Origin of the sequence: Methylobacterium sp. 4-46 (genome assembly GCF_000019365.1) — a bacterium.
Taxonomy (GTDB): domain Bacteria; phylum Pseudomonadota; class Alphaproteobacteria; order Rhizobiales; family Beijerinckiaceae; genus Methylobacterium.
The window spans coordinates 4,965,885-4,990,722 of the sequence record NC_010511.1; the positions used below are offsets into that span (position 1 = coordinate 4,965,885).

Below are 24,838 nucleotides of genomic sequence, written 5' to 3' on the forward strand. Positions count from 1 at the left end.
CGGATGAGCCGGGATTCCGCCGAGATCGCGATCGACCGGGCCTCGAAGGTGTTCGGGGCCGGCGACCACGCCGTGGTGGCGCTGGAGGGCGTCACCGCCCACGTTCCGGAGGGGGAGTTCGTGTGCCTGCTCGGGCCCTCGGGCTGCGGCAAGTCCACGCTCCTCAACGCCATCGCGGGATTCGCGCCGCTCACCGGCGGCTCCATCCGGGTCGGCGGGCGGCCGGTGGCCGAGCCCGGGCCGGACCGCGGCATGGTCTTTCAGGAATACGCCCTGTTCCCCTGGATGACGGTGGCGCAGAACATCCGCTTCGGCCTCGACATCAAGGGCGTGGGGCGGGGAGAGGCGGAGGCGGCGGTGGCGCGCATCGCCCGCACGCTCGGCCTGTCCGAGTTCCTGGGCCGCTTCCCCAAGGACCTGTCGGGCGGCATGCGCCAGCGCGTCGCCATCGCGCGGATCCTCGCCCTCGACCCGCCCGTGATGCTGATGGACGAGCCCTTCGGCGCCCTCGACGCGCTGACCCGCCGCACCCTGCAGGACGAGTTGCTGCGGATCTGGGCCGAGTACCGCAAGACGATCGTGTTCGTGACCCACTCGATCGAGGAGGCGATCTACCTCGCCGATCGGATCCTGGTGCTGACCTACCGGCCGGGGCGCCTGAAGCGCGACATCGCGGTGCCGCTGGCGCGCCCGCGCGACACCGCCTCGGCGGAGTTCAACGCCCTCAAGCGCGACCTCGCCGGGCTGGTCATGGAGGAGCAGCAGCGCTTCACCCAGGCCGAGCTGAGCGGGGCGGCGGTGGACTGAGCGCCTCATCCGCTGTCCGGAGGATCACGTCCGGACAGCGGACGATCAGGGATCCGGTTGATCCAAGCAGATCCCGGATCGCGAGCCCGCGCGGCGCCTGAGCGACGCCGACCTCCGCATGGCCGAAATGGGAGAGGGCGAAGCAATCCGTCGGATGTCGGATCAGCCCCGCCCCTTGCGGCCCTTGTATTTCGGCCGCTGCCCCGGGAAGCCCTGCGTCGAGCGCGCCGCCGGCCGCTCGGTGAAGATCGGGATCTCCCGGTCGGTCCCCGGCCCCATCTCGTCGAGGGTCGGCCTGCGGATGCGGGTGCCCTCGTCCGACACGCCCTTGCCCAGCGGCCCGGACCCGAGCGGCTCCTCCGCCCCGCCAGTGCCCGGCGGCAGGTCGGCGTTGCGGCCGTAGCGGCGCCGCCCGCCCTTCTCGCCGTAGCGCCCGGCCTGGTCCTCCACCGCCCCCTGGCGGGCCAGCGGGTCCTCCGCGATGGCGAGTTCCGTCGCCTGGAGCCGCTTGAGCTCGTCGCGCAGCCGCGCCGCCTCCTCGAAGTCGAGGTCGGCGGCGGCCGCGCGCATGCGCTTCTCCAGATCCGCCATCACGGCCTTGAGGTTGTGGCCGACCGTGACGCCGCCCTTGGCCAGTCCCGTGTCCACCTGGACGTGGTCGCGCTCGAAGACGCTCTCCAGGATGTCGGCGATGTTGCGCTTCACGCTCTGGGGCGTGATGCCGTGCTCGGCATTGTAGGCGAGCTGCTTGGCCCGGCGCCGCTCGGTCTCGGCGATGGCCCGGTCCATCGAGCCGGTGCGCTGGTCCGCGTAGAGGATCACCCGCCCCTCTGCGTTGCGGGCCGCGCGGCCGATCGTCTGGATCAGCGAGGTCTCGGAGCGCAGGAACCCCTCCTTGTCCGCGTCCAGGATCGCGACCAGCGCGCATTCCGGGATGTCGAGCCCCTCGCGCAGCAGGTTGATGCCGATCAGCACGTCGAAGGCGCCGAGCCGCAGGTCGCGGATGATCTCGATCCGCTCCAGCGTGTCGATGTCCGAGTGCATGTAGCGCACCCGCACCCCGTTCTCGTGCAGGTACTCGGTCAGGTCCTCGGCCATGCGCTTGGTGAGCGTGGTGACCAGGGTCCGGTAGCCCGCGGCGGCGACCTCCTTCACCTCCCCGAGCAGGTCGTCCACCTGGGAGCGGGCCGGGCGGATGATCACCTCCGGGTCGACGAGGCCGGTCGGGCGGATGACCTGCTCGACGAAGACGCCGCCGGTCTGCTCCATCTCCCACTTGGCCGGCGTCGCCGAGACGTGGATCGATTGCGGCCGCATCGCGTCCCATTCCTCGAAGCGCAGCGGCCGGTTGTCGAGGCAGGAGGGCAGGCGGAAGCCGTACTCGGCGAGGGTCGCCTTGCGGCGGAAGTCGCCCCGGTACATGCCGCCGATCTGCGAGATCGTGACGTGGCTCTCGTCCGTGAAGACGAGGGCGTTGTCGGGCAGGTACTCGAACAGGGTCGGGGGCGGCTCGCCCGGCTTGCGGCCCGTCAGGTAGCGCGAGTAGTTCTCGATGCCGTTGCAGGCGCCCGTCGCCTCGATCATCTCCAGGTCGAAGGTGCAGCGCTGCTCCAGCCGCTGCGCCTCGATCAGCCGGCCCATCCGGGTCAGCTCCTCGACCCGCCGCTTCAGCTCGTCCTTGATGCCCTTGACCGCCTGCTGGAGGGTCGGGCGCGGCGTCACGTAGTGGCTGTTGGCGTAGATCTTGACGAATTTCAGCGGGTTGATGGTCTTGCCGGTGAGCGGGTCGAATTCCGTGATCGCCTCGACCTCGTCGCCGAACAGGCCGATGCGCCAGCCGCGATCCTCCAGGTGGGCCGGCCAGAGCTCGATCACGTCGCCGCGCACCCGAAAGGTGCCGCGGGCGAAGTCGGACTGGATCCGCTTGTACTGCAGGGCCACGAGGTCGGCGATGAGCTGGCGCTGCTCGATGCGCTCGCCCAGCGTCACCGTGAACGACATCGCCGTGTAGGTCTCCACCGAGCCGATGCCGTAGATGCAGGAGACCGAGGCGACGATGATGACGTCGTCGCGCTCCAGCAGCGCCCGCGTGGCCGAGTGGCGCATCCGGTCGATCTGCTCGTTGATCGACGATTCTTTCTCGATGAAGGTGTCGGAGCGCGGCACGTAGGCTTCGGGCTGATAATAATCGTAGTACGAGACGAAGTACTCGACCGCGTTGTCGGGGAAGAAGGCCTTGAACTCGCCGTAGAGCTGGGCGGCGAGCGTCTTGTTCGGGGCCAGGATGAGGGCGGGGCGCTGGGTCTCCTCGATGACCTTGGCCATCGTGAAGGTCTTGCCGGAGCCGGTGACGCCGAGCAGCACCTGGTCGCGCTCGCTGCGCCGCACGCCCTCGACGAGGTCGGCGATGGCCTTGGGCTGGTCGCCGGCCGGGCTGAAATCGGATTTCAGCCGGAAGGCAACGCCGCCCTCGGATTTCTGCGGCCGCTCCGGCCGGTGCGGCACCCAGGGCTTGCCGTCCTTGAACAGCGGGTTGCCCTCGGTGAGGAGCTTGGTGAGCGCGTCGACCGTGGCCGAGACCCCGGCCGCGGCGAGCGAGGCGCCCGGCTCCTCGGCGAGGTCCGGCCCGTCGTCGGGGGTGCGCAGGCCGAGGGACTTGGCGAGGGCCGGATCGACATCCGTCACGGCGCCGTGCGCGAAGGCGGCCTGCGGCGCCTCGCCGAATCCGGGCTCGGCCTTCCGGGGCCGCCCGCGCCGGCGCGGCCCGGGCTCCGGCGCCGCCTGCGGCTCCGGCGCGGGCAGCCGCTCGCGGTTGAGGGCCGGGTTCAGCAATTCGGCGAGGAAGGGGTCCAGCGGCTTCAGTTCGGGCTTCGACGCCTTGGCCGAGGACGGGCGCGGTTTCTTCGGGGCGGGCATGGGCGGAATATGGAGCCGATCGGCCCGGGGAGAAAGGCGGCTCGCCGCGGCATCGCGCGCCGGGCGGAGACGGCGCGGGGAGGCGGGCCGCCTCGGCATCATTCGCCGAAGTGGTCACCGGTTCGGCGGAAACAATGATGCAAGACCAAGCATCATTCGCCGAAGTGGCCACCCGTCCGGCGGCGAGAATGATGCAAGATCGAGAGCCGGGCAGAGTGGCGCGGGGCCACTCTGCTCAGGGCGCCACGGGTTCCGGCAGCCCCCTGTCCCAGACGGGCTCGCCCGTGAACCGGTCCGCCAGGAACGCCACGCAGGCCCGCACCTTCGCGGGCTGGCGCCGGCCCGGCGGCATCAGGGCATGGATCGGCAGGACGGAGGGCGGGGCCCCGAGGTCGAGGGCGACGAGGCGCCCCGCGCGCAGGGCGTCCCCCACGATGAAGCTCGGCTGGTAGATCAGGCCCTGGCCCGCCACGGCGGCGGCCACCAGCGCGTCGCCGTTCGAGGCACGCAGGTTGCCCGTCACCGCGTAGGCGCGGCCGCCGAAGCGCCAGCCGCCGCTGCTCGCCAGCGTGTAGCCGAGGCAATTGTGCCGGCCGAGATCCTCCGGCCGGCGCGGCCGGCCCCGCGCCGCGAGGTAATCCGGCGCGGCGCAGAGGAGCAGCCGGCACGGCGCCAGGAAGCGGGAGACCAGGGCCGAATCGCGCAGGTGCCCGATCCGCACCGCCATGTCCCAGCCCTCCTCGATCAGGTCCACGGCGCGGTCGCTGAGGCCGAGATCGACCTGCAGGGCCGGGTGCGCCGCCGTGAACGCCGCCAGGGCGGGCGCGATCTCCCGTACCCCGAAGGAGAGCGGCACGTTGAGGCGCAGCGTGCCGGTCGGCTCCAGCGCCTCGGCCCGCGCCGCGGCCTCGGCCTCGGTGATCTCCGCCAGGATGCGCTCGCAGGCCTCCAGGTAGCCGCGCCCGGCCTCGGTCAGGGTCAGGCGCCGGGTGCTGCGGTGGAGGAGGCGGGTGCCGAGCCGCTCCTCCAGGGCCGTCACGTGCTTGGTGACCCCGGTCTGCGACAGGCCGAGCGACCGGCCGGCCGCCGCGAAGCTGCCGAGGCCCGCGACCCGCACGAAGACCTGCATGCCGGTGACGCGATCGAGCACGGTCCCGCCTCACTCTGCCAGGATGAGCTGAATGGCCGGAATAGCGGATTATCCCCGGATCGGAAGAGGGGTAGTGATCCTGGCACCGCGTACGGGCTGCCTCCCGTCGGACCTCACCCCAACCGGACTTCCCCCAACCGGACCTGCCCGCATGACCGCGACCCGAACCAGCCCCTACGCCGCACTGCTCCTGCGCGTCTCCCTCGGCGGCCTCTTCCTCGCCCATGCCGGCGTGAAGCTCCTGGTCTTCACACCGGCCGGCACGGCGGCCTTCTTCGGCAAGCTCGGCCTTCCGGCGGCCCTCGCCTACGCGGTGATCGCCGCCGAGGTGCTCGGCGGCCTCGCGCTCATCCTCGGCCTCTACGCCCGCTGGGTCGCCCTGGCCCTGCTGCCGATCCTCCTCGGCGCCATCGTCACGGTGCATGCCGCCAACGGCTTCCTCGCCCAGAACCCGGGCGGCGGCTGGGAATTCGTCGCCTTCTGGGCCGTCGCCCTGGTGGTCCAGGCGCTGCTGGGCAACGGCCGCTACGCGGTCACCCGCGAGGCGTGAGGCCGACCCGATGGGCGAGACCCTCACTCCCGCGCCGATCGATCCCGGCACCCGCATCGGGCACGTGCACCTCAAGGTCGCCGACCTCGACCGGGCGCTGGCCTTCTACTGCGGCGTGCTCGGCTTCGGGCTCATGCAGCGCTACGGCCACCAGGCCGCCTTCGTGTCGGCGGGCGGCTACCACCACCATATCGGGCTCAACACCTGGGAGAGCCGGGGCGGCCCCCGGCCGGCTCCGGGCACGACCGGCCTCTACCACGCCGCGATCCTGTACCCGAGCCGGGTCGCGCTGGCGGACGCGCTCGCCCGGCTCGAGGCGGCGGGCATCCCGCTCACCGGGGCCAGCGACCACGGCGTGAGCCAGGCGCTCTACCTCGACGATCCGGACCGGAACGGGCTCGAACTCTACTGGGACCGGCCCGAGGCCGAGTGGCCCCGGGACTCCGCCGGGATGCTGCGGATGACCACGGCGCGGCTCGACCTTGCGTCCCTGCGCGCGCTCAGCCCTCGGCCGGGGGCGAGCCCTCCTGGCGCCGCGGCCCCCTGAAATAGGGCTCGACCGGCCCCTTCAGCTTGATCGTCATCGGGTTGCCGAACCGGTCGCGGGCATTGCCGGCGGCGAGGCGCACCCAGCCCTCGCTCACGCAATATTCCTCGACGTTGGTCTTCTCCACGCCCTTGAAGCGCACGCCCACCCCACGCTCGAGGGCGTCGGCGTCGTGGAAGGGGCTGCGCGGATCGGTGCAGAGGCGGTCCGGAGGGGTGTCGGTCATCGGTGAGGGCCTTCTCGGCTGTCGGCGGGCGCTCCCTACCGGCTCCGGCCCGCCCTGCCAACCTCCCGCCGCCGCCCGCGCCGGCCGGTTCCTTCAGTATAGAAAAACTCAAATATTGAAACAATCCAATCTTCGTATCGGCACTTGCTTCGGCCTGTAAATCATCGCATTCCTCCGCTGCCGGCCCTGACGTCCGCGTGGCGCGGACGCGCCGGTCTTCTTGATTGTCGGCGCCGCGAGGGAGCCCGCGATGGTGCGTGCCTTGAGCCTGATCCAGGGATGTCTCGGGTTGCTGCGGGAGGGCTGGCCGGTGCCGCGCCTGCGCCTCGACCACGTCGTCGACCGCCTCGGCGACGGGCCGGGGAGGGCGGGGCGGTGAGCGGGCGGGACCTCCCGGCGCGGGAGCTGGTGGCGCGGGCCCTCGCCCGGGCCTTCTGGCAGACCCTGGAGCGCAACCCGATGCCGCCGATGGCGGCCCTGGAGGCGGCGGCCGGCGCGGTCGGCGACCTCTACCGGCAGGTGGCCGCGCTGCACGGCGACCGGCCCGTCTGCGGCTGCGGCTGGCGGCCGGACGCGGAGGAGGACTTGGTCCGGCTCGAAGCCGCCCTGGCCGGCGCCCCCGCCGAGGGGGCGCTGCCGGACCTGGCGGCGCTGCCGGCGGCCGGGACAGCCTGAGATCGGGCTCGCCCCGGGCCGCGAACCGTGTCAGCTTCGGGACGTCCGCACCGGAGGTCTCATGCGCGGCGCGTTCGACCACATCCTTCGCTGGCGGCTGCTGCCGGGCTCGCACGCCTTCCCGGGGCCGGACGGCGGTACCTGCATCAACGAGGCCGCCATGGTGGCGGCCGGGCTGCCCTACCGGGCCATCCGCTCCTCGGCCGATTGCCCGCCCTGCTTCTCCCGCCCGCTCGCTTCCTACGCGCTCGGCCTCAACGATGCGATGCCGGATGCCGAGCGACCGCGGCTGATGGCCTTCGTGCTGCGCCTCGCCGGCTCGGCCGACACCGTCGCGGTCGAGGCGGCCCGCACGCATCACCTGACCGTGCAGACGGTGCGCCGCCTGCTGCCGCCGGTGCTGGAGCAGGTCGGGCTCGACCGTCACGCCGCGGCCTGCCGGGCGGCGGCGGACCTCGCCGGCGCCGTGCCCGCCGCGCGGGCGGGGGCCTGGGCGGCGGGCGCGGTCGCGGATGCGGCGGCGCGCGGCGGGATCTGGGTCCGCGGCGCGCGGGCGGCGGCGGCCTGCCGGGCCGCCACCTTCGCGGCCGAGATCGACGCCCGCTCGGCCGCGGACGCCGCGGAGGCCGCCGCCCTGTTCTCCCCCGATTCCTGGGCGGAGGCGGTGGCGATCCTGGACGAGGCGCTCGGGATCGGCCGGCAGGCGCCGGCGCTGCCGGTCGAGGTCGCGCGCGACCGGATGGCGGCGGCGCGGGCCGGGGCGGTCTGAGCCGGCTCCGCGGGAGCCGGCCGGTTCCGCGCCGAATTCCCGCGGCAGGTCGGGCCCCCGACGGGCGAAGCGCTGGCTCGCCATCGCGGGCCCGTTCAAGTGGCCGGCGCGGGCCCGCGGGATCAGGTCAGGGCGCGCAGCCTCGGCGTGGCAGGCGGGCCGGTCGCGGTGCGCTCCCGGCCCGGGCCCTCGCCGTGCCGCCCGGGCTCCGGAGCGTCGGGCCGGAGCGCGAGGTCGGCGGGGACGCGCCGGCCCGCGAGACCTGCGGCCCGCCCGCGCGCCGCGACGATGTCGAGCTGCATCCCCACCACCTGCGCGGTGAAGTGCCGCGTGAGTTCGAAGCAGTCCCGGCGCAGGCGCTCGGCCTCCGCGTGGAGCCGCCTGCTGTGGCCGATCGCCCTGGCGGCGCGATCCAGCAGGTCCTCAAGGAGATCCTTGGCCAAGGCGGCCTCCCGCGACACAGGCGGGAGCGCGCGGTCTCTCAGCCACCGGCGCCCAGGCTGTCGGCCGATGATCGCTCTCAACGCAACGGAGCGGGCTTCGTTCACCGCGGCGCGTGCGCCCCGCGGCAGGGGGACGCTCTCCGGCGGCCTCCCGGCGGTGGAGCACGCCGGGATCCGGGCGAGGGTCAGGTCTTGAGCACCAGGCAGGCGCCGCCGATCCCGCGGATCCGGTTGCACAGCCCCTCCGCCGCCTGGCGGGTCTCCGCCGGCACCCGGATCCGGTAGAAGGCGCGCGTGCCGCGGCTGCGGAAGCGCGTCCCGATCACCATCGGGCGGACCTCGCCCAGGACCGAGGCGTAGAGGGCGCGGGCACGGCCGAAGGCCGCGAGGGCGGCGGCCTTGGAGAAGTTGCCGGCGAGCTGGATGCCCCAGGGCGCGAGCGACGGCGTGCTGTCGGCGAAGTAGGTCTCGGTGCGGCCGCGGATCCGCAGGGCGGCCGTCACCTGGAGGCAGCGCGTGCCGGGCGGCTCGGTGAGGTCTCCCTTGGCGTCCGCTTTGGCCTCCGCCGCCCAATCCTCGGCGGTGCGGCCGGTGATGGCCGAGACGTAGGAGCGGGTCTCGCCCGGCAGGCCCCCGCTGCCGGCGAGCCAGGACGAGACCCGGCCGGGCCCGCCATTGTAGGCCGCCGCCGCCAGGCCGAGATTGCCGAAGCGGCGGCGCAGGTCCGAGAGCAGGCGCGCCGCGTGCGGGATCGCCTGCTCGGGGTCGAAGGGGTCGGCGAGGCCGCGCTCGGCGGCGGTGCCGGGCATGAACTGCGCCACGCCCTGCGCGCCGGCCGGGCTGACCACGCCCGGCCGGAAGCTGCTCTCCCGCCAGATCAGCCGCGTCAGGAAGGCGACCGGCAGGGATTGCGCCTGGGCGGCGCCCTCGATCAGGCGGCACAGCGCCTGCTCGACGGATTCGGTGGCGGCCCCGGCCGGCTGCGCCGCGGCCGGGCGCGGGGCGAGGGCCGGGAGGAGCAGCCAGGGGAGGATCAGGCAGAGGAGGAGGGCGCGGGTCACGGCGCCGTTGTAGCGCGGCGCGGCGGATCCGCGAGTCGGGAATCGCCGGGACGACTGGCCTCGGGCAGCAGAGTGTCGCAGGTTACGGGGCCCGCCCCGTGCCCCACAAGGGCCTCCCCACCCTCCGCACCCGAGAGGCGATGTCAGCTCCGCTCCTCTCCGTCCAGGACCTGTCCGTCGCCTTCCGCCAGGGCGGGCGGGAGACCCGCCCGGTCGACCGGGTCTCGTTCGAGATCCAGCCCGGCGAGACACTCGCGCTGGTGGGCGAATCCGGCTCCGGCAAGTCGGTGACGGCGCTCAGCGTGCTGCGGCTCCTCGACGGCGCGACGCCCGAGGGGCGCATCCTGTTCAAGGGCCGCGACCTCCTCGCCCTGCGCGAGGCCGAGATGCGGGCGGTCCGCGGCGCCGACATCACCATGGTGTTCCAGGAGCCGATGACCTCCCTCAACCCGCTCCACCGCATCCTCGACCAGATCGGCGAGGTGCTGCGGCTGCACCGCAAGGTGCCGGAGGCGGGCGTGCGGGCGCGGGTGCTCGAACTCCTCGACCTCGTCGGGATCCGCGACGCGGAATCCCGCCTCACCGCCTACCCGCACGAATTGTCCGGCGGCCAGCGCCAGCGGGTGATGATCGCCATGGCGCTCGCCTGCGAGCCCGACCTGCTGATCGCGGACGAGCCGACGACGGCGCTCGACGTCACCGTCCAGGCCCAGATCCTGGCGCTGCTGGCCGACCTCAAGGCCCGGCTCGGCATGGCGATGCTGTTCATCACCCACGATCTCGGGGTGGTGCGCCGGGTCGCGGACCGGGTCTGCGTGATGTTCCAGGGCCGGATCGTCGAGCGGGGCGAGGTGGCGCGGGTCTTCGCCGATCCGCAGCACGACTACACCCGCCGCCTGCTCGCCGCCGAGCCGAGGGGGCGGGGCAACCCGGTGGCGGCGTCCGCCGAGACGCTGGTCGAGGCAGGCCCGATCCGGGTCTGGTTCCCGATCCGCCAGGGGCTGCTGCGCCGCACGGTCGGCCACGTGAAGGCGGTGGACGGGGTCTCGGTCCGGGTGCGGGCGGGCGAGACGGTCGGGGTCGTGGGCGAATCGGGCTCGGGCAAGACCACGCTCGGCCTCGCGCTCCTGCGGCTCATCGGCTCCGACGGGCCGATCGTCTATCTGGGCCGCCGCCTCGACGGGCTCGCGCAGGGGGCGATGCGGCCCCTGCGCCGCGAGATGCAGGTGGTGTTCCAGGATCCCTACGGCTCGCTCTCGCCGCGCATGTCGGTGGCCGAGATCGTCGAGGAGGGGCTGCTGGTGCAGAAGGCGGGCCGCGGCGCCGCCGAGCGGCGGCGCATCGTGGCCCGGGCCCTGGAGGATGTCGGGCTCGACCCGGCCGCCATGGACCGCTACCCGCACGAATTCTCCGGCGGCCAGCGCCAGCGCATCGCCATCGCCCGGGCCATGGCGCTCGATCCGCGCTTCGTTGTCCTCGACGAGCCGACCTCCGCCCTCGACATGTCGGTGCAGGCGCAGATCGTGACGCTGCTGCGGGAGCTTCAGCGCCGGCGCGGTCTCGGCTACCTGTTCATCAGCCACGACCTCAAGGTCGTGCGGGCGCTCGCGAACCGGGTGGTGGTGATGCAGAACGGGCAGGTGGTGGAGGAGGGCGAGGCCGAGGCGATCTTCACCGCCCCGCGGACCGCCTATACCCGCGCCCTGTTCGCCGCCGCCTTCGACCTCGCGGCCGCTCCCGCCGGCGCGGTGCGCGAGTGACCCGCGCCCTCGTCATCGTGCTCGATTCCGTCGGGATCGGCGGCGCTCCGGACGGCGCCGCCTACGGGGACGGGGGCGCCGACACGCTCGGCCACATCGCCGAGGCCTGCGCCGAGGGACGGGGCGACCGGCCCGGCCTGCGCGCGGGACCGCTCCGGCTGCCCCACCTCGCGGGGCTCGGCCTCGGGCTCGCGGCGCGGGAGGCGAGCGGCCGGATGCCGCCCGGCCTCGCGCCCGACGGGCCGGTGGCGGGCGCCTGGGGGCACGCCGTGGAGACTGCCCGCGGCAAGGATACGGTGTCGGGCCACTGGGAGATCGCGGGGGCGCCCGTCGATTTCGACTGGGGCCGCTTCCCGGCGACGCGGCCGAGCTTCCCGCCCGACCTCACCCGCGCCCTCATCGAGGAGGGGAACCTGCCCGGCATCCTGGGCGATTGCCACGCCTCCGGCACCGCCGTCATCGAGGCATACGGGGCCGAGCACCTGCGGAGCGGCAAGCCGATCTGCTACACCTCCGTGGACAGCGTCTTCCAGATCGCCGCGCACGAGGAGGCGTTCGGACTCGAGCGCCTCTACGCCCTGTGCGGCATCGCCCGCCGCCTCTGCGACCCCTACCGGATCGGCCGCGTGATCGCGCGCCCCTTCGCCGGCAGCGCGGGGACGGGCTTCGTGCGGACGGCGAACCGGCGCGACTTCGCCACGCCGCCCCCCGGCGACACGCTCCTCGACCGGCTCGCCGCCGCGGGCCGGCCCCTGGTGAGCGTCGGCAAGATCGGCGACATCTTCGCCCACCGGCACACCGGGACCGAGGTCAAGCCGGCCGGCAACGACGCCTGCCTCGACGCCGCCCTGGCGGCCTTCGCGGATCTCGGCCCGGGCGGCCTCGTCTTCGCGAACCTCGTCGATTTCGACACCGAGTACGGGCACCGGCGCGACGTGCCGGGCTACGCGGCGGCGCTGGAGCGCTTCGACGCCCGCCTGCCGGAGATCCGCGCCGCCCTGCGGCCGGGCGACCTCTGCCTCGTCACCGCCGACCACGGCAACGACCCGACCTGGACCGGGACCGATCACACCCGCGAGCAGGTGCCGGTCCTGGCCTTCGGGCCGGGGCAGCGCCCGGGCCCGATCGGGCGGCGCGAGGGGCTGGCGGATATCGGCGCGACGGTCGCGGCGCATCTCGGCCTGGCGCTCCCCGCCGGCCGCTCCTGGCTGTGACGTTTGGCTGTGACGGCCCCGCGGACGAGGATGGACGGGATGACGTCGGGCGCGGTTCTGGAACGGGCGGACCTCTACGCGCCGCCGATGCCGCCGCTCGCCGAGCGGGTCGACTGGCTGCGGCTGCTCTCCGCCTTCCGCCGCAACACCCTGGACGCCTTCCCGGGCGCCTGCCTCACCGAGCCGACCGTGACCCTGCGCCTGCCCGGGGGCGGGCGGGTGGTGCTGCTCTGCGTGCCGGAGGCGGTGCGCCACGTCCTGGTCGCGCAGGGATCGGACTTCGCCCGGCTCCCGGCCGGGATCCGGGTGCTCGGCCCGGTGGCGGGGCGCGGCCTCGTCACGGCCGAGGGCGAGGCGTGGCGCCGCCAGCGCCGGGTCCTGGCCCCGGCCTTCACGCCGCGCACGGTGCCGCTGATGGCGCGGCACATCGCCCGCGCCACCGCCGCCTGCCTGCGCCGGCTCGACGCCGCCCGGGGCGGCCCGGTCGATCTCCACGCCGAGATGCAGCGGCTCAGCCTCGACATCGCGGCCTCCTCGATGTTCTCCCTGGAGGCCGGCCCCTACGAGGCGCGGATCCGCGCCATGGTCTCGGCCTATCTCGGCGGGCTCGGCCGGCCCCGGGTGAGCGACTTCCTGGTGCCGCCCGGCTGGCCGACCCCGGCCGCGCCGCGGCGCTGGCTTTTTCGGCGCCGCTGGCGCGCGCTGATCGCCGAGCTGATCGCGGTCCGCCGGGCCCAGGTGGCGGGACAGGGGCCACGCGACCTGTTCGACCTCCTGGCCGAGGCCCACGGCGAGGAGCCGGACGGGCTGCTCGCCGACGAGGTCGGCACCATGATCGTGGCCGGGCACGAGACCACGGCCTCGACCCTGTTCTGGGCCGCGACCCTGCTCGCCCGCGCCCCTGCCGTGCAGGAGGCGCTGGCCGCGGAGGCGCGCGGCCTCGACCTCGGCGAGGCGGGGGCCGCCGCCGCCCTGCCGAGGCTCGCCCTGGCCCGGGCGGTGGTGCAGGAGGCGCTGCGCCTCTACCCGCCCGCCTACATGATCGCCCGGCGCGCGGTCCGGGACGGGGCGGTCTGCGGCGCCGCGATCCCGGCCGGCACCACCGTGATGATCCCGACCTGGGTCATGCACCGCAACCCGCGCTGGTGGCCGCGGGCCGACGCCTTCGACCCCGAGCGGTTCCTCCGGCCGGGCGAGGAGCCGGACCGCTTCGTCTACCTGCCCTTCGGGGCGGGGCCGCAGGTCTGCATCGGGGCGCAGCTCGCCCTGGCCGAGGCGACGCTCGCGCTCGCCGGCCTCGCCCGCCGCTTCGCGCTCTCCCTCGACGGCGCGCGCCCGATCCTGCCGGTGGCGACCGTGACGGTGCGGCCCGACCACGCGCCGCCCTTCCGGCTCGCGCGCCGCTGAGCCTGCCGCGCAGCCGAAACTTTACCGGTGCGGCGGGAGATGAGCTAAGGATCCGGCTGCGTCCCGGCGGCGGCGTGGAGTTCAGTTTCGGTGCGACCCTGGAGCAGTGGCCCGTCCGACCGGCGCGGCTACCATCACGGCAACCTCAAGGAGGCGCTGATCGAGGCGGCGCGCCGCTTCATCGCCGAGCGGGGCATCGGCGGCTTCACGCTGGTCGACGCCGCCCGCCTGGTCGGGGTCTCGCCGGCCGCCCTCTACCGGCACTTCCGCGGGCGCGAGGCCCTGCTGGAGGAGGTGGCCGAGCGGGGCTTCCGCGAACTCGCCGCGCGGCTCGGCCGGGCCCTGCGCGGCCCCGGCACGCCGCTCGAGCGCTTCACCCGGATGGGAGAGGCCTACCTCGCCTTCGCCGAGGAGGAGCCCGGCTACTACGCGGCCATCTTCGAGGCGCGGCCGCTCGCCGCGCAGGAGAGCGGCCCGCCGCGGCCGCTGCGCGAGACGGACGCCTTCGGGCTCCTGGTCGAGGCCCTGCGCACCACCTTCCCTGACGGGTTCTCCGGCGTCGATCCCCGCTTCATCGCGCTCGAAGTCTGGGCGCTGTCCCACGGCATCGCGATGCTGGCCGCGGCCGGGCGGCTGCCCTCCGGGCCGGGCCTGCCGAGCAAGTACGATCTCCTGCGCGCGGGCGTGCTCGCCCTCGTGCACGGGGCCGCCGGCGGGCGGGCGGGCGCCGGGCCGCGCTAGGAGAGACACACCAGCGTCGGCAATTGGTTGTGGAAGTTTCCCGACGTCGTTCGAGACCCGATCGGTCCGGCTTCGCAGGCGCCGCGATGGCGGGAGGCGGACGCCCTCGGGATGCGCGCGGGCGCCGCTTCGCCTCGCGTTGCCGCGTGCCAGCCACCGAGGGCTTCCCGATGCCCCTGTGCGGGGCATCTGGGTGAACCGGCTGGCGCAGCGCGGCAGCCCGGACTGGCCGCCCTGCGCGGACATCTCGGACTCGGAGGAAGCCGCAGCCTTGCTCCTGCCGGCGTGCGACTGATTAGGCGCGGCGCGGAAGCCGCGACGGGTGGGACGCGGACATTCCGCTTGACGATGACGGTGGCCAACGACAGGGTCGCAGGACATGCCCAGGAACCAGACCCTCTGTGACCGACGCCGACGCCGCTGCCCCCAAGCGGTGGCTCTTCGGGCTGCGCGTCGATCAGCGTCCTTCCGCGTGGTGACTGCCTCACCGTAGGTCCCACCCGCCGGAGCGGCCGGTCCCCGTTCCCGAACCCCCGCAGCCCTCGGCTCCGGGGGTTTTCTTTTGCCCGAACCCCAGAAGGACTCCACCATGAGCATTCGCGTCGGCATCGTCGGGATCAGCGGTTTTGGCGGCGGCGAGGCGATGCGCCTGGTCGCGAGCCACCCCTCTTTCGAGCTCATCTACGCCGCAGGCGAGGGCAGTGCCGGCAGCCGTCTGGTGGACCGCTTCCCCGGTGTGCCGGCCAAGCTGGCCGACCTGGTGATCGAGAAGTGGGACCCCGTGACCCTGCCGAAGCTCGACCTGCTGTTCGCGTCACTGCCCACGGGCGCCTCGGCCGAGGCGCTGGCGCGCGTCCCCGAGGACGTGAGGATCGTCGACATCGGCGGCGACCACCGCTACGTCGAGGGTTGGGCGTACGGCCTGGCCGATGTCTGGCCAGCCGAGATCGAGGGTCGGATCCGCGTTGCCAATCCCGGCTGCTTCCCCGCGGCGACGCTGAGCGCGCTGGCGCCGCTGCTGGCCGAGAGGCTGATCGAGCCTGACAACATCGTGATCGACGCCAAGACCGGCATCTCCGGCGCGGGCCGGGGCGGCGCCGACAGCAAGTTCGGCTACGCGGAAACCAACGAGACCGTGGTGCCCTACGGGCTGCTCAAGCACGTCCACATGCCCGAGATCGCCAAGACGATCGAGCGGCTGAGCGGCGGCAGCGCGGCAGGGCTGGTGTTCACGCCACACTTGGTGCCGATGACCCGCGGCGTCCTCGCCACCATGTATTGCCGCGGCCGCGCCAGCACGGGCGAGTGCTTGGACGCGGCCCGGCGCTTCTACGCCGGGCGGGCGTTCGTCCGCGTCACCGACAAGCCGCCGCAGACCAAATGGGCCACCGGCTCGAACCTCGCGTTCGTCAGCTATGCGGCCGACCCGGAGCGCAACTTGGTGATCGCGATGGGCGTGGTCGACAATCTCGGCAAGGGAGCGGCCGGCCAGGCGGTGCAGAATGCAAACCTGATCTGCGGCCTGCCGGAAACCGCGGGGCTGGACGGCCTACCTGTTTGGCCATGACGAAGGCGGGCCTGCGGGCAGCTTGTCGATCCGCTACGGGGCGCAAGCCGAGCTCATGATGATCAAGCTGGTTGCGTATTGCCCCTGACGCACGGCCGGCACCTGCGACAGATCCCTGCGCCAAGCACAAACGAACTCGGAGTTTCCATCAGATCCGCGCACGATACGGGCCACGAGCGCGACGGCGCAGAGGGAGACAGCCGTGTCGGTGCCTGGATCCGAGCGGGTCTTCGACCGAGCGACCGCCGCTCACCGCGGCGGGAGCGAGTCCCCCGCCGCACCCCGCCCGGCACCGGCGAGCCGGCCCGCACTCGCGGCGATCCGGGCGAAGAGGCGGGCGAGCACGTCCCGGCGCGCCAGGGCGGGGCGCTCGACGAGGTGCCAGCTGAGCCACGCCAGCAGCCCCGCCCCCGTCAGGGCGGCGACCGTCACCAGCCAGGGCGCGACGCCGCGATCCTGCGCCACGATCAGGTTCTGGAGCGGCCAGGCATAGAGGTAGACCCCGTAGGAGAGGTCCGTCCGCTGCGTGAAGCGCCCGATCCGCAGCGGCGGCACCGCGAAGGCGAACCAGAGCAGCAGGAAGCCGCCCAGGACCACGAAGGCGGGCTCGGCGAGGCCCGGCCGGCCCAGCAATCCCGCGAGCAGCAGCGCGGCGAGGGCGGCCCGCCCCGCCGAGAAGCGGATGCGCTCGCCGAACAGGAAGAAGGCGCTGCCGCAGGCGAAGATCAGGGCGAAGCGCAGCCCGTGCTTCAGCTTGAACAGGAGCGGGCTGCCGGAGGCCAGGGCCGGGTGCCAGACGAGCAGGCAGAGCCCGGCGAGGAGCGCCATCCCGGCGAGGAAGCGGCGGTCCGGCCGGAGCAGCCCGCAGCAGCCGAGGCCGGCGACCAAAAGGTAGCAGGCGAACTCGTAGACGATCGTCCAGGCCGCGCCATTGAGGTAGGGGTAGGGCAGGCCCTCGAAGGCCCGCGGCACCGCCGGCGCGCCGAGGAGCAGCAGGCGCCCGAGCGCGTCCGGGATCCGCAGCGCCGCGAGGTCGCCGCCCGCCAGCGGCGCGACGATCCCGATGCAGGCGAGCGAGGCGACGAGGTAGCCCGGATAGATCCGCAGCACCCGCTTGGCGAGGTACGACGCGCCCGAGGCGGAGGCGAGCCAGCTGCGCGTGATCAGGTAGCCGCTCAGCACGAAGAAGCCGTCCACCGCGACCTCCCCGAAGGACAGGGTGCCGGTGAGCCGGGTCAGGATCTCGCGCGAGCGGTCGCCGTCGATCAGCTCGGGCGAGTGGGACACCACCACCAGCCCCGCGAGCAGGAGGCGCAGCAGCCCGAGATTGTTGGCCCGCCGGCCGTCCGTCACTCGACCGGTTCCCGCTCGGCCCGCGCCCCGCCGAGGGCGCGCACCACCACGCGGCCGCCCTCGGCCGAGAGCGCGAGCCGCCCGGCCTTGAGGGCGAGCGCCTTCTCGCCGAAGAGCTGGCGCCGCCAGCCGCTGAGGACCGGGACCGGGGCCGCGTCGTCGTCCGCGAGCGCTTCGAGCTCGTCGACCGTGGCGATGATCTTGGGCGCCACCCTCTCCTCCTCGCAGACCGCCTTGAGCAGCACCTTGAGGAGCTCGACCAGGGCCCCGTTGCCGCCGCCGCGCGGCCGCCCGCGCTCGGGCATCGGGACGGTGGCGAGGTCGCGGGCGAGGCCGCGCTCGACCGCCGCCAGGATCTCGGTGCCGGTGCGGGAGCGCTCGAACCCCGTCGGGATGGTGCGCAGCCGCCCGAGCGCCTCGATGCTGCGGGGGGCGGCGGTCGCGACGTCGAGCACGGCCTCGTCCTTGAGGATGCGCCCGCGCGGCACGTTGCGGCCCTGCGCCTCGCGCTCGCGCCAGGCCGCCACCTCCATCAGCACCGCGATCTCGCGGGGCTTGCGCATGCGCCCGGCCAGCCGGCGCCACGCCTGGGCGGGGTCGGCCTCGTAGGTCTCGGGCGAGGTGAGCACCGCCATCTCCTCGTCGAGCCACGCCCCGCGGTCGCTGGCGAGGAGCTGGCGCGCCAGCGCCTCGTAGACCTTGATCAGGTGCGTGACGTCCGAGAGGGCGTAGGTCAGCTGCGCCTCCGAGAGGGGGCGGCGCGACCAGTCGGTGAAGCGCGAGGACTTGTCGACCTTCGCCTTGGCGACGTCGTTGACGAGCTGCTCGTAGGAGACCGAATCGCCGTAGCCGCAGACCATGGCGGCGACCTGCGTGTCGAAGAAGGGCTGGGGCAGGAGCCCGCCCTGGAGCCAGATGATCTCCAGGTCCTGCCGGGCCGAGTGGAAGACCTTGAGCACCCCCTCGTCGCCCATCAGGGCGAAGAAGGGCGCGAGGTCGATGCCGGGCGCCAGCGGGTCGACGAGGGCCGTCGTCCCGTCCGGCGCCGCGATCTGGATCAGGCAGAGCTTCGGGTAGTAGGTCGTCTCGCGCATGAACTCCGTGTCGACGGTCACGAAGGGTTGCGTCGAGAGATGCGCGCAGGCGGACGTGAGATCGTCCGTCGAGGTGATCAGCTTCATGAAGTGCCGCTATAATGGAGGCCGCGCGGAAGGGCGAGACGCCCCGCCGCGGTCCGGTGGATGGGGGCGCCCGGGCGGTGCGGGCCGGGCTCGCGCGGCCTCCTCACGGCTCCTCGCGCGGGGGCGATGCCGTGCGGCGATCCGCCTCGCTCGGGCCGGCCGCCTGCGTCGCCCCGCGGGACAGGAACGGGGTGGGCGCGTCGTCCACGAAGGCGACGCCGACCCGGCCGTCCTTGCGCCAGACGATCCGGACGCGGCGCTCCAGCCCGATCTGCTCGACCCAGAGGTCGACCTGCTCCGGCAGCACGGCCGCGTTCGAGACGTCGAGGAGCGCGCCGCCCGCCGAGATGTTGCGCACCACGCAGGTCACGCCGGTTCCGCCGGGCAGGCGGATCCGCCCGCCCATGAAGGTCGGGATGCGGGGATTCGCGCGCCGCTGCCTCATCGCCGTCCGCTCCACTCCCCGTTCGAGGGTGGTCCTCGTCGCCAGCGAAGACCAGCTCTCAGGAAAAGGTTCCGACATGAAACGAGAAGGCGCGCGAATGCGCAAGTTCTCCGTTAAGCATCCCGGCTGATGTCCCCCGCTGACGTAGTGGGACGAGGCGCGGTTGGACCGGTCAGCCCTTCGGGCGTCCCTCGGTCAGCAGGTCGGGGCGGCGGGCCCGGGTGAGCCGGAGTGCCTCCTCGGCGCGCCAGCGGGCGATCGCCGCGTGATTGCCGCCGGTCAGCACCTCGGGAATCGTGCGGCCCTCCCAGGCGCGCGGGCGCGTGTAGTGGGGATATTCGAGCAGCCCGCCCTCGAAACTCTCCTCCGTACCGGAGGCGGCCTTGCCCATGACCCCGGGCAGCAGCCGCACGCAGGCGTCGATCAGCACGAGGGCCGCGAGTTCGCCTCCCGAGAGCACGTAATCGCCGATCGAGACCTCCTCCAGCCCGCGGGCCGCGATCACGCGCTCGTCGACGCCCTCGAAGCGCCCGCACACGGCGACCAGGCCGGGCCCCTCGCTCAGCACCCGCACCCGGGCCTGGGTGAGGGGCACTCCGCGCGGGCTCATCAGGAGGCGGGGGCGGGCGTCGCCCGGAGGGGCGGCGGCATCGATCGCGGCGGCGAGGACGTCGCAGCGCAGGACCATGCCGGCCCCGCCCCCGGCCGGCGTGTCGTCGACCGCCCGATGCCGGCCGAGGCCGTGGTCGCGGATGTTGCGCGCCTCGATCGCCCAGGCGCCCCGGGCGAGCGCGTCGCCCGAGAGCGACAGGCCGAGAGGGCCCGGGAACATCTCCGGGAAGAGCGTCAGGACCGTCGCGCGCCAGGGGATCGGGGTCGAGATGGGGGCCGACATCAGGGTCGTCATGGGGCCTGATCGCCCGCGCGGCGCGGTCGGTCAACCGAGCGCCGCGGTCGGTCAACCGAGCGCCGCGGTCGGTCGACCGAGCGCCGCGGCGGCCGACACGCTCAGCCGGGCCGCCGCCTCCCCGGGAACGGGATCACGACCCCGCCCGGCTCGGGCGCCAGGGCGAGGCCGACCCGCTCCTCGTGCCGCCACACGACCCGGGCGCGCCGGCGCAGGTCGAGCCGGTCGACCGCCAGCTCCACCTCGTCCGGGAGCGGCACCGCGCTCGACACGTGGACCAGCGCACCCTGCAATGACAGGTTGCGCACCACGCAGGTCAGGCTCCAGTCGCCGCGGTTGTAGCCGATGCGGCCGCGCAGGTAGGTCGGCGTGCGGGGGGATCTGCGGCGCTCGTCGATCAAGACACTCCTCCATCGTGGCGAATGACCGATCGCCTGCAAGTGTCCGGCCGCGCCGGGAGTGCCGCGGCGGAACCGGGAGGGGCGGGCATGTACAACCGATGCGTGCGGATCGTCGCGCGCTCGGCCGGCGCCGCGAGGGAGCGGGCACAGGTCTGTTCCGTTGCGGCACAGGGGACGGCCGGCGATCACCGGCCGTCCCGCCGCGGCCGGTCACACCGGCGTGGCGATCGGCTTGCCCTTCTCCAGCACGTAGGTGACGCTGAGCCGCACGGCCTTGTCGCTGGCCTTGCCGCCGGCATGGGGCGTGTGCGGCGGCACCTGGAAGGAATCCCCGGCCCGCACGAGCCGGGTCGGCTGGCCCTCGACCGGCAGCTCCAGCTCGCCCTCGATCACGTAGGTGGATTCGACGCCCGGATGCGTGTGGCGGCCCACCACCGTGCCCGCGTCGATCTCCACATCCATCAGCAGCGTGACGTAGCCCGGCGCCGGGCCCTCCGTCTGCGCCAGGAGCTTGCGCCGGATGCCCGCACCGACGCCGGGCTGCGTCTGCGCGGCCACCTCCGTGGCCAGGAACCCGGCGCTCGCGCAGAGCGCGCAGGATGCGAGCCGGCCGAAGCCGCGACGTGTCATCATCAGACGTCCTCCCAGGTCGCCCGGTCTCGCGCGCCGGGGCAGACCCGAAGGTCCCGTGATGATCAGTCAACGTCAAGTCTTGGCCGGACTATTGGCCCGACTTCGCCTCCCGCTCGACCGTGATCGTGGGCCGAGATTCCGGTCTGGATCGAGTCAGACCGGCTCCTCCTCGGCCCGGAGCGGGCGGCTGAGCAGTCCGGTGATGGCCTCGTCGAGGCTGAGGGTGCCGGCGACGACGCCCGCCACCGCCTCGGCGACCGGCATCTCGACGCCGCGGCGGCGGGCGAGTCCGACGAGGGCCGGGGCCGTGAGGGCGCCCTCCGCGAGCTTGCCGCCCGCGGCCTGGTCCGGCGAGGCGCCGCGTCCCAGCCGCTCCCCGAAGGCGAAGTTGCGCGATTGCGGCGAGGCCGCCGTCAGGACGAGGTCCCCGAGCCCGGAGAGGCCCATCAGCGTCTCCGGCCGGGCCCCGAAGGCGCGGGCGAAGCGGCGCAGTTCGGCGAAGCTGCGGGCCACCAGGGCCGCCCGGGCGCTCTCGCCGAGGCCGCGCCCGATCACCGCCCCGCAGGCGATGGCCAGCACGTTCTTGGCCGCGCCGCCGATCTCGACCCCGCGCATGTCGGTGCCGTGATAGACCCGGAAGCTCGGCCCCGACAGGGCGGCGGCGAGCTGCGCCCCGCGCGCCGCCTCCGGCGTCGCCAGCGTCACGGCGGTGGGCAATCCGCGCGCCACGTCCGCCGCGAAGCTCGGGCCCGAGAGCACGGCGAGCGTCGCGCCCGGCAGGATCGCGGCGGCGACCTCGGTCAGGAAGGCGTCCGTGCCCCGCTCGATGCCCTTGGCGCAGAGGATGAGCGGCGCCGCGGGGGCGAGCCAGGGCGCGAGATCGCTCAGCACCCCGCGCAGGGTCTGGGCCGGGGTGACGACGAGCACGGAGCCGGCCGCGCGCAGGGACGCGGCCTCGGCGGTCGGACGCACGCCCGGGTGCAGCGGCACGCCCGGCAGGTAGCGGGCGTTCTCGCGCCGCTCCGCCATGGCGCGGGCCGCCTGCGCGTCGCGCAGCCACAGCACGACCTCGCGCGGGGCGGCGCTCGCGGCCGCGTTGGCGAGCGCGGTGCCCCAGGCGCCCCCGCCCACCACCGCCACCGGGCCGGCGCTCACGCGGCGCCTCCGGCCGCGAAGGCGGCGGCGCTCAGGCGGTAGAGCACGTGCGGGCGCAGCGGGTCGCCGTCCGCCAGGGCCGGGTGGGCGAAATCCTCGACCCGCTCCATGCCGAGCCGCTCCATGACCCGCTGCGAGGGCCGGTTGAGGAGCGCCGTGTAGGCGACGATCTCGGTGAGCCCGCAGCGCCCGAACGCGTCCGCCAGGGCGAGCCGGGCGGCCGCGGTCGCGAGTCCCTGCCCCCAGGCGTCGCGGGCCAGCCGCCAGCCGATCTCGACGAGACTTCCCGGCACCGCCGCGAACGGCAGGGGCCGCACCGGCCGCCAGCAGCCGACGAACCCCACGAAAGTGCCGCGCGCCTCCAGCGCCCAGGGCCCGAACCCGTCCTGCTCGAAGCGCCGGTCGAGGGCGCGGGCCTCGGCCTCGCTCTCGCGCCGGCTCTTCGGGGCGGGGAAGAAGCGCATCACCTCCGGATCGGCGTTGAGCGCCGCGAAGGGGGCGTCGTCCGCCCGCCGCCAGCGCCTCAGGCAGAAGCCCTCCGCCGCCAGCGCGCCGGGCGGGGCGGCGCTCCGCCTCCGGCCCCGCCACGCGAGGGAGCGGCGGTTGAGGTCGGCGAGGTCGGCTTCCCCGGCCAGCACCGCCTCGCCGAGCGCGACCGCCGCCGCGAGCCGGGTCGGGGGCATGTTCGCCCAGGCCGGGGGCGCGACGCTCTCGCGCCAGGGCCCGCCGCAGGCATTGTCCAGGAGGATGCGGGCGAAGCAGTGGTTGAGGCGCACCGGCCAATCCGCGCGCGCGGCGGCGGCCTCGGGCAGCCGCTCGTCCACCAGCGCCCGCCAGCGCCGCTGCAGGCCGGCGGCGCCCGGCTCGGGCCGCGACACGGCGCTCACCCGGCCGTCGCGAGGGGTTCGGCGAAGGGCCAGCGCGGGCGGGCCGGCGCCGTGATGTCGTCGACGAGGCCGAGCCGCAGGCGCTCCAGGCCCGCCCAGGCGATCATCGCGCCGTTGTCGCCGCAGAGCGGCAGGGGCGGGGCGACCAGGGGCAGCCCGGCCTCGCCCGCGAGCTGGCTGAGCGCCCGCCGCAGGGCCGCGTTGGCGGCGACGCCGCCCGCCGCCACCAGGGCGGTCGGGTGGCCCGCAACGTCCCCGAAGGCGCGCAGGGCCACCCGGACGCGGTCGACGACCACGTCCACCACCGCCGCCTGGAAGCTGGCGCAGAGATCGGCGACATCCTGGCCGGACAGGGGGGCGATGCGCTCCGCCTCGATCCGCAGGGCGGTCTTGAGGCCCGAGAGGGAGAAGTTCGGCTCGCGCCGGCCGAGCATCGGGCGGGGCAGGGCGAAGCGCTCCGGATCGCCGCCCTCGGCGGCCCGCTCGACCTCGGGCCCGCCCGGATAGGCGAGGCCGAGGAGCTTGGCCGCCTTGTCGAAGGCCTCGCCGATCGCGTCGTCGATCGTGGTGCCGAGGCGGACATACTCGCCCACGCCCTTGACGGCCACGAGCTGGGTGTGACCGCCCGAGGCGAGCAGCAGGAGGTACGGAAAGGCGATCCCGTCCGTCATCCGGGCGGTCAGGGCATGCGCCTCCAGGTGGTTGACCGCCAGGAGCGGCTTGCGCGTGACGAGCGAGAGGGTCTTGGCGGTGACGAGGCCGACGAGCACGCCGCCGATCAGCCCCGGGCCGGCCGCGACCGCGATGCCGTCGAGGTCGTCGAAGCCCAGGCCCGCCTCCTGGAGCGCCCGGGCGATCAGCCGGTCGACCACCTCCACGTGGGCGCGGGCGGCGATCTCGGGCACCACGCCGCCATAGGCCGCGTGCTCGGCGATCTGGCTCAGCACCTCGTTGGCGCGGATCACCGCGCGCCCGTCCTCCGCCGCGGTGACGATCGCGGCGGCGGTCTCGTCGCAGGTGGTCTCGATGCCGAGGACGTTCATGGGGGTCGCGCTCGCGAGGGGCCGAGAAACGGGGAACGGGGATGGCGCGCGGCGCCTTCGCCGGTATGCTGGCACTGCCCCGGCCGGTATCCTGGCGGTACCCGGGCCGGTATGCTGGCCGTCAGATAACCCGGAGTGCCCGGGACCGCAAAGATGGGAGGCGACGTGAGCGGCAGCGCGCCGAGGCTGGATCGGGCGCCCCTGCGCGTCTGGGTCGCGCGGCCGCTCCCGGCCGGTGCGCGCACGGCCGCGCGGGTGGCCGCGCTCGGCCACGCGCCGCTCCTCGCTCCGGTCCTCGACCTCGCGCCGAGCCACGTCCCGCCGCCGGACGGGCGCTTCGACGCCCTGATCCTCACCAGCGCCAACGCGGCGCCGGCCCTCGGCCCGGCCGGGCTGACCGGCCTTCCGGCCTTCTGCGTCGGCGCCCGCACGGCCGAGGCCGCCCGGGCGGCGGGCCTGCGCGAGATCCGCGAGGCCGGGGGCGACGCGGCCTCCCTGGTGGGCCTGATCACCGGATCCCTGCCGCCCGGCGCCGCCCTGCTCCACGCGGCCGGCCGGGAGCGCAAGCCCGAGCCCGCCGCGAGCCTCGCGGCGGCCGGCTTCCCGGTCACGACCTGGATCGCCTACGCGGCCCGGCCGCTGCCGCAGCTGCCCGATCCGGTCGCCGCGGCCCTCGCCGAGGCGCGCCTCGACGCGGCCCTGCACTATTCCCGCCGCAGCGCCGCCGCGGCTCTGGGCCTCGCCCGCGCGGCGGGGTGCGAGGCCGGCTTCGCCCGGCTGGCGCATCTGTGCCTCTCGGAGGATTGCGCCGCGCCCCTGGTCGCCGCCGGGATCCTGTCCCATCTGGTCGCGGCAATGCCGACGGAGGACGCACTCCTCTCCGGCCTAACCCCTTTTCCGTCCGCGCAAGCAGGCTCGCGCCTGGGCCGTGACCGATGCTAAGGACGGCGCAACAGAGCGGCCGCGTTCCGCGCGGGCCCGGTCCGGTCCCGTCTCGGCG

General features: G+C 74.5%; 26 protein-coding genes. 12 read left to right on the forward strand and 14 right to left on the reverse strand.

Translation table 11 applies throughout. The annotated features are described in order from the left end of the window. Nucleotides 1–3 precede the first annotated feature (3 nt). Complete coding sequence (locus M446_RS21605) at nucleotides 4–807, forward strand: ABC transporter ATP-binding protein (RefSeq protein WP_012334239.1); 804 nt, start codon at nucleotides 4–6, stop codon at nucleotides 805–807. 162 nt (nucleotides 808–969) lie between these two features. Here the strand turns inward: M446_RS21605 and uvrB are convergent, their stop codons facing one another. Together uvrB and M446_RS21615 are read right to left on the reverse strand one after the other, a co-directional pair. Next, nucleotides 970–3,723, reverse strand: a complete 2,754-nt coding sequence (gene uvrB, locus M446_RS21610; RefSeq protein WP_012334240.1) for an excinuclease ABC subunit UvrB — start codon at nucleotides 3,721–3,723, stop codon at nucleotides 970–972. Nucleotides 3,724–3,958: 235 nt separating this feature from the next. Further along, nucleotides 3,959–4,873, reverse strand: a complete 915-nt coding sequence (locus M446_RS21615) for a LysR family transcriptional regulator (RefSeq protein WP_012334241.1) — start codon at nucleotides 4,871–4,873, stop codon at nucleotides 3,959–3,961. A gap of 151 nt (nucleotides 4,874–5,024) precedes the next feature. Here M446_RS21615 and M446_RS21620 point away from each other — a divergent pair, with 151 nt between their 5' ends. Both M446_RS21620 and M446_RS21625 read left to right on the forward strand, forming a co-directional pair. Beyond that, nucleotides 5,025–5,423 (forward strand): DoxX family protein, encoded by a 399-nt coding sequence (locus tag M446_RS21620; RefSeq protein ID WP_012334242.1) that lies wholly within the window; start codon nucleotides 5,025–5,027, stop codon nucleotides 5,421–5,423. A gap of 10 nt (nucleotides 5,424–5,433) precedes the next feature. Next, complete coding sequence (locus M446_RS21625; RefSeq protein WP_012334243.1) at nucleotides 5,434–5,970, forward strand: VOC family protein; 537 nt, start codon at nucleotides 5,434–5,436, stop codon at nucleotides 5,968–5,970. On the opposite strand, the gene M446_RS21630 is transcribed toward M446_RS21625, so the two are convergent. After that, entirely contained in the window at nucleotides 5,924–6,196 is a 273-nt protein-coding gene (locus tag M446_RS21630) for a DUF3297 family protein (protein WP_012334244.1), read from the reverse strand. The genes M446_RS21625 and M446_RS21630 overlap by 47 nt on opposite strands. A gap of 250 nt (nucleotides 6,197–6,446) precedes the next feature. On the opposite strand from M446_RS21630, the gene M446_RS39080 reads away from it, so the two are divergent. The 3 genes from M446_RS39080 (at nucleotide 6,447) to M446_RS21640 (ending at nucleotide 7,640) form a co-directional block, all read left to right on the forward strand. Next, complete coding sequence (locus tag M446_RS39080) at nucleotides 6,447–6,575, forward strand: hypothetical protein (protein WP_012334245.1); 129 nt, start codon at nucleotides 6,447–6,449, stop codon at nucleotides 6,573–6,575. After that, nucleotides 6,572–6,871, forward strand: a complete 300-nt coding sequence (locus M446_RS21635) for a hypothetical protein (RefSeq protein ID WP_012334246.1) — start codon at nucleotides 6,572–6,574, stop codon at nucleotides 6,869–6,871. Before M446_RS39080 ends, M446_RS21635 begins: the two co-directional genes overlap by 4 nt. A gap of 61 nt (nucleotides 6,872–6,932) precedes the next feature. Beyond that, entirely contained in the window at nucleotides 6,933–7,640 is a 708-nt protein-coding gene (locus M446_RS21640) for a hypothetical protein (RefSeq protein ID WP_012334247.1), read from the forward strand. 122 nt (nucleotides 7,641–7,762) lie between these two features. Here the strand turns inward: M446_RS21640 and M446_RS21645 are convergent, their stop codons facing one another. Together M446_RS21645 and M446_RS21650 are read right to left on the reverse strand one after the other, a co-directional pair. Then, entirely contained in the window at nucleotides 7,763–8,083 is a 321-nt protein-coding gene (locus M446_RS21645; protein ID WP_012334248.1) for a hypothetical protein, read from the reverse strand. Nucleotides 8,084–8,268: 185 nt separating this feature from the next. Continuing rightward, nucleotides 8,269–9,144 (reverse strand): lytic transglycosylase domain-containing protein, encoded by an 876-nt coding sequence (locus M446_RS21650; RefSeq protein ID WP_012334249.1) that lies wholly within the window; start codon nucleotides 9,142–9,144, stop codon nucleotides 8,269–8,271. Nucleotides 9,145–9,284: 140 nt separating this feature from the next. On the opposite strand from M446_RS21650, the gene M446_RS21655 reads away from it, so the two are divergent. The 5 genes from M446_RS21655 to argC all read left to right on the forward strand — a co-directional run bounded on the left by M446_RS21655 (nucleotide 9,285) and on the right by argC (nucleotide 15,833). After that, on the forward strand, nucleotides 9,285–10,904 hold the full coding sequence (locus M446_RS21655) for an ABC transporter ATP-binding protein (protein ID WP_012334250.1): 1,620 nt from the start codon (nucleotides 9,285–9,287) through the stop codon (nucleotides 10,902–10,904). Continuing rightward, on the forward strand, nucleotides 10,901–12,118 hold the full coding sequence (locus M446_RS21660; protein ID WP_012334251.1) for a phosphopentomutase: 1,218 nt from the start codon (nucleotides 10,901–10,903) through the stop codon (nucleotides 12,116–12,118). Before M446_RS21655 ends, M446_RS21660 begins: the two co-directional genes overlap by 4 nt. Before the next feature lie 39 nt (nucleotides 12,119–12,157). Next, nucleotides 12,158–13,525, forward strand: a complete 1,368-nt coding sequence (locus M446_RS21665) for a cytochrome P450 (protein ID WP_012334252.1) — start codon at nucleotides 12,158–12,160, stop codon at nucleotides 13,523–13,525. Between the two features lie 90 nt (nucleotides 13,526–13,615). Beyond that, entirely contained in the window at nucleotides 13,616–14,266 is a 651-nt protein-coding gene (locus tag M446_RS21670) for a TetR/AcrR family transcriptional regulator (RefSeq protein ID WP_012334253.1), read from the forward strand. Between the two features lie 589 nt (nucleotides 14,267–14,855). Further along, on the forward strand, nucleotides 14,856–15,833 hold the full coding sequence (gene argC / locus M446_RS21675) for an N-acetyl-gamma-glutamyl-phosphate reductase (RefSeq protein WP_012334254.1): 978 nt from the start codon (nucleotides 14,856–14,858) through the stop codon (nucleotides 15,831–15,833). A 249-nt stretch (nucleotides 15,834–16,082) separates the two neighbouring features. Here the strand turns inward: argC and M446_RS21680 are convergent, their stop codons facing one another. From M446_RS21680 to tsaD, 9 genes are all read right to left on the reverse strand, one after another. Further along, complete coding sequence (locus M446_RS21680) at nucleotides 16,083–17,186, reverse strand: acyltransferase family protein (RefSeq protein ID WP_012334255.1); 1,104 nt, start codon at nucleotides 17,184–17,186, stop codon at nucleotides 16,083–16,085. Beyond that, nucleotides 17,183–18,367, reverse strand: coding sequence for a ribonuclease D (gene rnd / locus M446_RS21685; protein WP_012334256.1), 1,185 nt, complete (start codon nucleotides 18,365–18,367; stop codon nucleotides 17,183–17,185). The genes M446_RS21680 and rnd overlap by 4 nt, the downstream gene beginning before the upstream one ends. 103 nt (nucleotides 18,368–18,470) lie before the next feature. Beyond that, nucleotides 18,471–18,812, reverse strand: a complete 342-nt coding sequence (locus M446_RS21690; RefSeq protein WP_018259769.1) for a PilZ domain-containing protein — start codon at nucleotides 18,810–18,812, stop codon at nucleotides 18,471–18,473. Between the two features lie 172 nt (nucleotides 18,813–18,984). Next, complete coding sequence (trmD, locus tag M446_RS21695) at nucleotides 18,985–19,719, reverse strand: tRNA (guanosine(37)-N1)-methyltransferase TrmD (protein WP_012334258.1); 735 nt, start codon at nucleotides 19,717–19,719, stop codon at nucleotides 18,985–18,987. 101 nt (nucleotides 19,720–19,820) lie between these two features. Beyond that, nucleotides 19,821–20,120: a PilZ domain-containing protein gene (locus M446_RS21700; protein WP_012334259.1), complete on the reverse strand. Its 300-nt coding sequence runs from the start codon at nucleotides 20,118–20,120 to the stop codon at nucleotides 19,821–19,823. Nucleotides 20,121–20,330: 210 nt separating this feature from the next. Further along, the gene (locus tag M446_RS21705; RefSeq protein WP_012334260.1) at nucleotides 20,331–20,753 is read right to left on the reverse strand and encodes a cupin domain-containing protein; all 423 of its coding nucleotides are present in this window, start codon (nucleotides 20,751–20,753) and stop codon (nucleotides 20,331–20,333) included. A gap of 153 nt (nucleotides 20,754–20,906) precedes the next feature. Beyond that, complete coding sequence (locus M446_RS21710) at nucleotides 20,907–21,908, reverse strand: NAD(P)H-dependent glycerol-3-phosphate dehydrogenase (protein WP_012334261.1); 1,002 nt, start codon at nucleotides 21,906–21,908, stop codon at nucleotides 20,907–20,909. After that, nucleotides 21,905–22,795, reverse strand: a complete 891-nt coding sequence (locus tag M446_RS21715) for a GNAT family N-acetyltransferase (protein ID WP_012334262.1) — start codon at nucleotides 22,793–22,795, stop codon at nucleotides 21,905–21,907. Before M446_RS21715 ends, M446_RS21710 begins: the two co-directional genes overlap by 4 nt. Continuing rightward, complete coding sequence (tsaD, locus tag M446_RS21720) at nucleotides 22,792–23,838, reverse strand: tRNA (adenosine(37)-N6)-threonylcarbamoyltransferase complex transferase subunit TsaD (RefSeq protein ID WP_012334263.1); 1,047 nt, start codon at nucleotides 23,836–23,838, stop codon at nucleotides 22,792–22,794. The genes M446_RS21715 and tsaD overlap by 4 nt, the downstream gene beginning before the upstream one ends. Before the next feature lie 153 nt (nucleotides 23,839–23,991). Between tsaD and M446_RS21725 the strand changes: the two genes are divergently transcribed. Continuing rightward, nucleotides 23,992–24,780 carry a uroporphyrinogen-III synthase gene (locus M446_RS21725; protein ID WP_012334264.1) on the forward strand — a complete coding sequence of 263 codons (789 nt, stop codon included), beginning with the start codon at nucleotides 23,992–23,994 and terminating at the stop codon, nucleotides 24,778–24,780. Nucleotides 24,781–24,838: the final 58 nt, after the last annotated feature.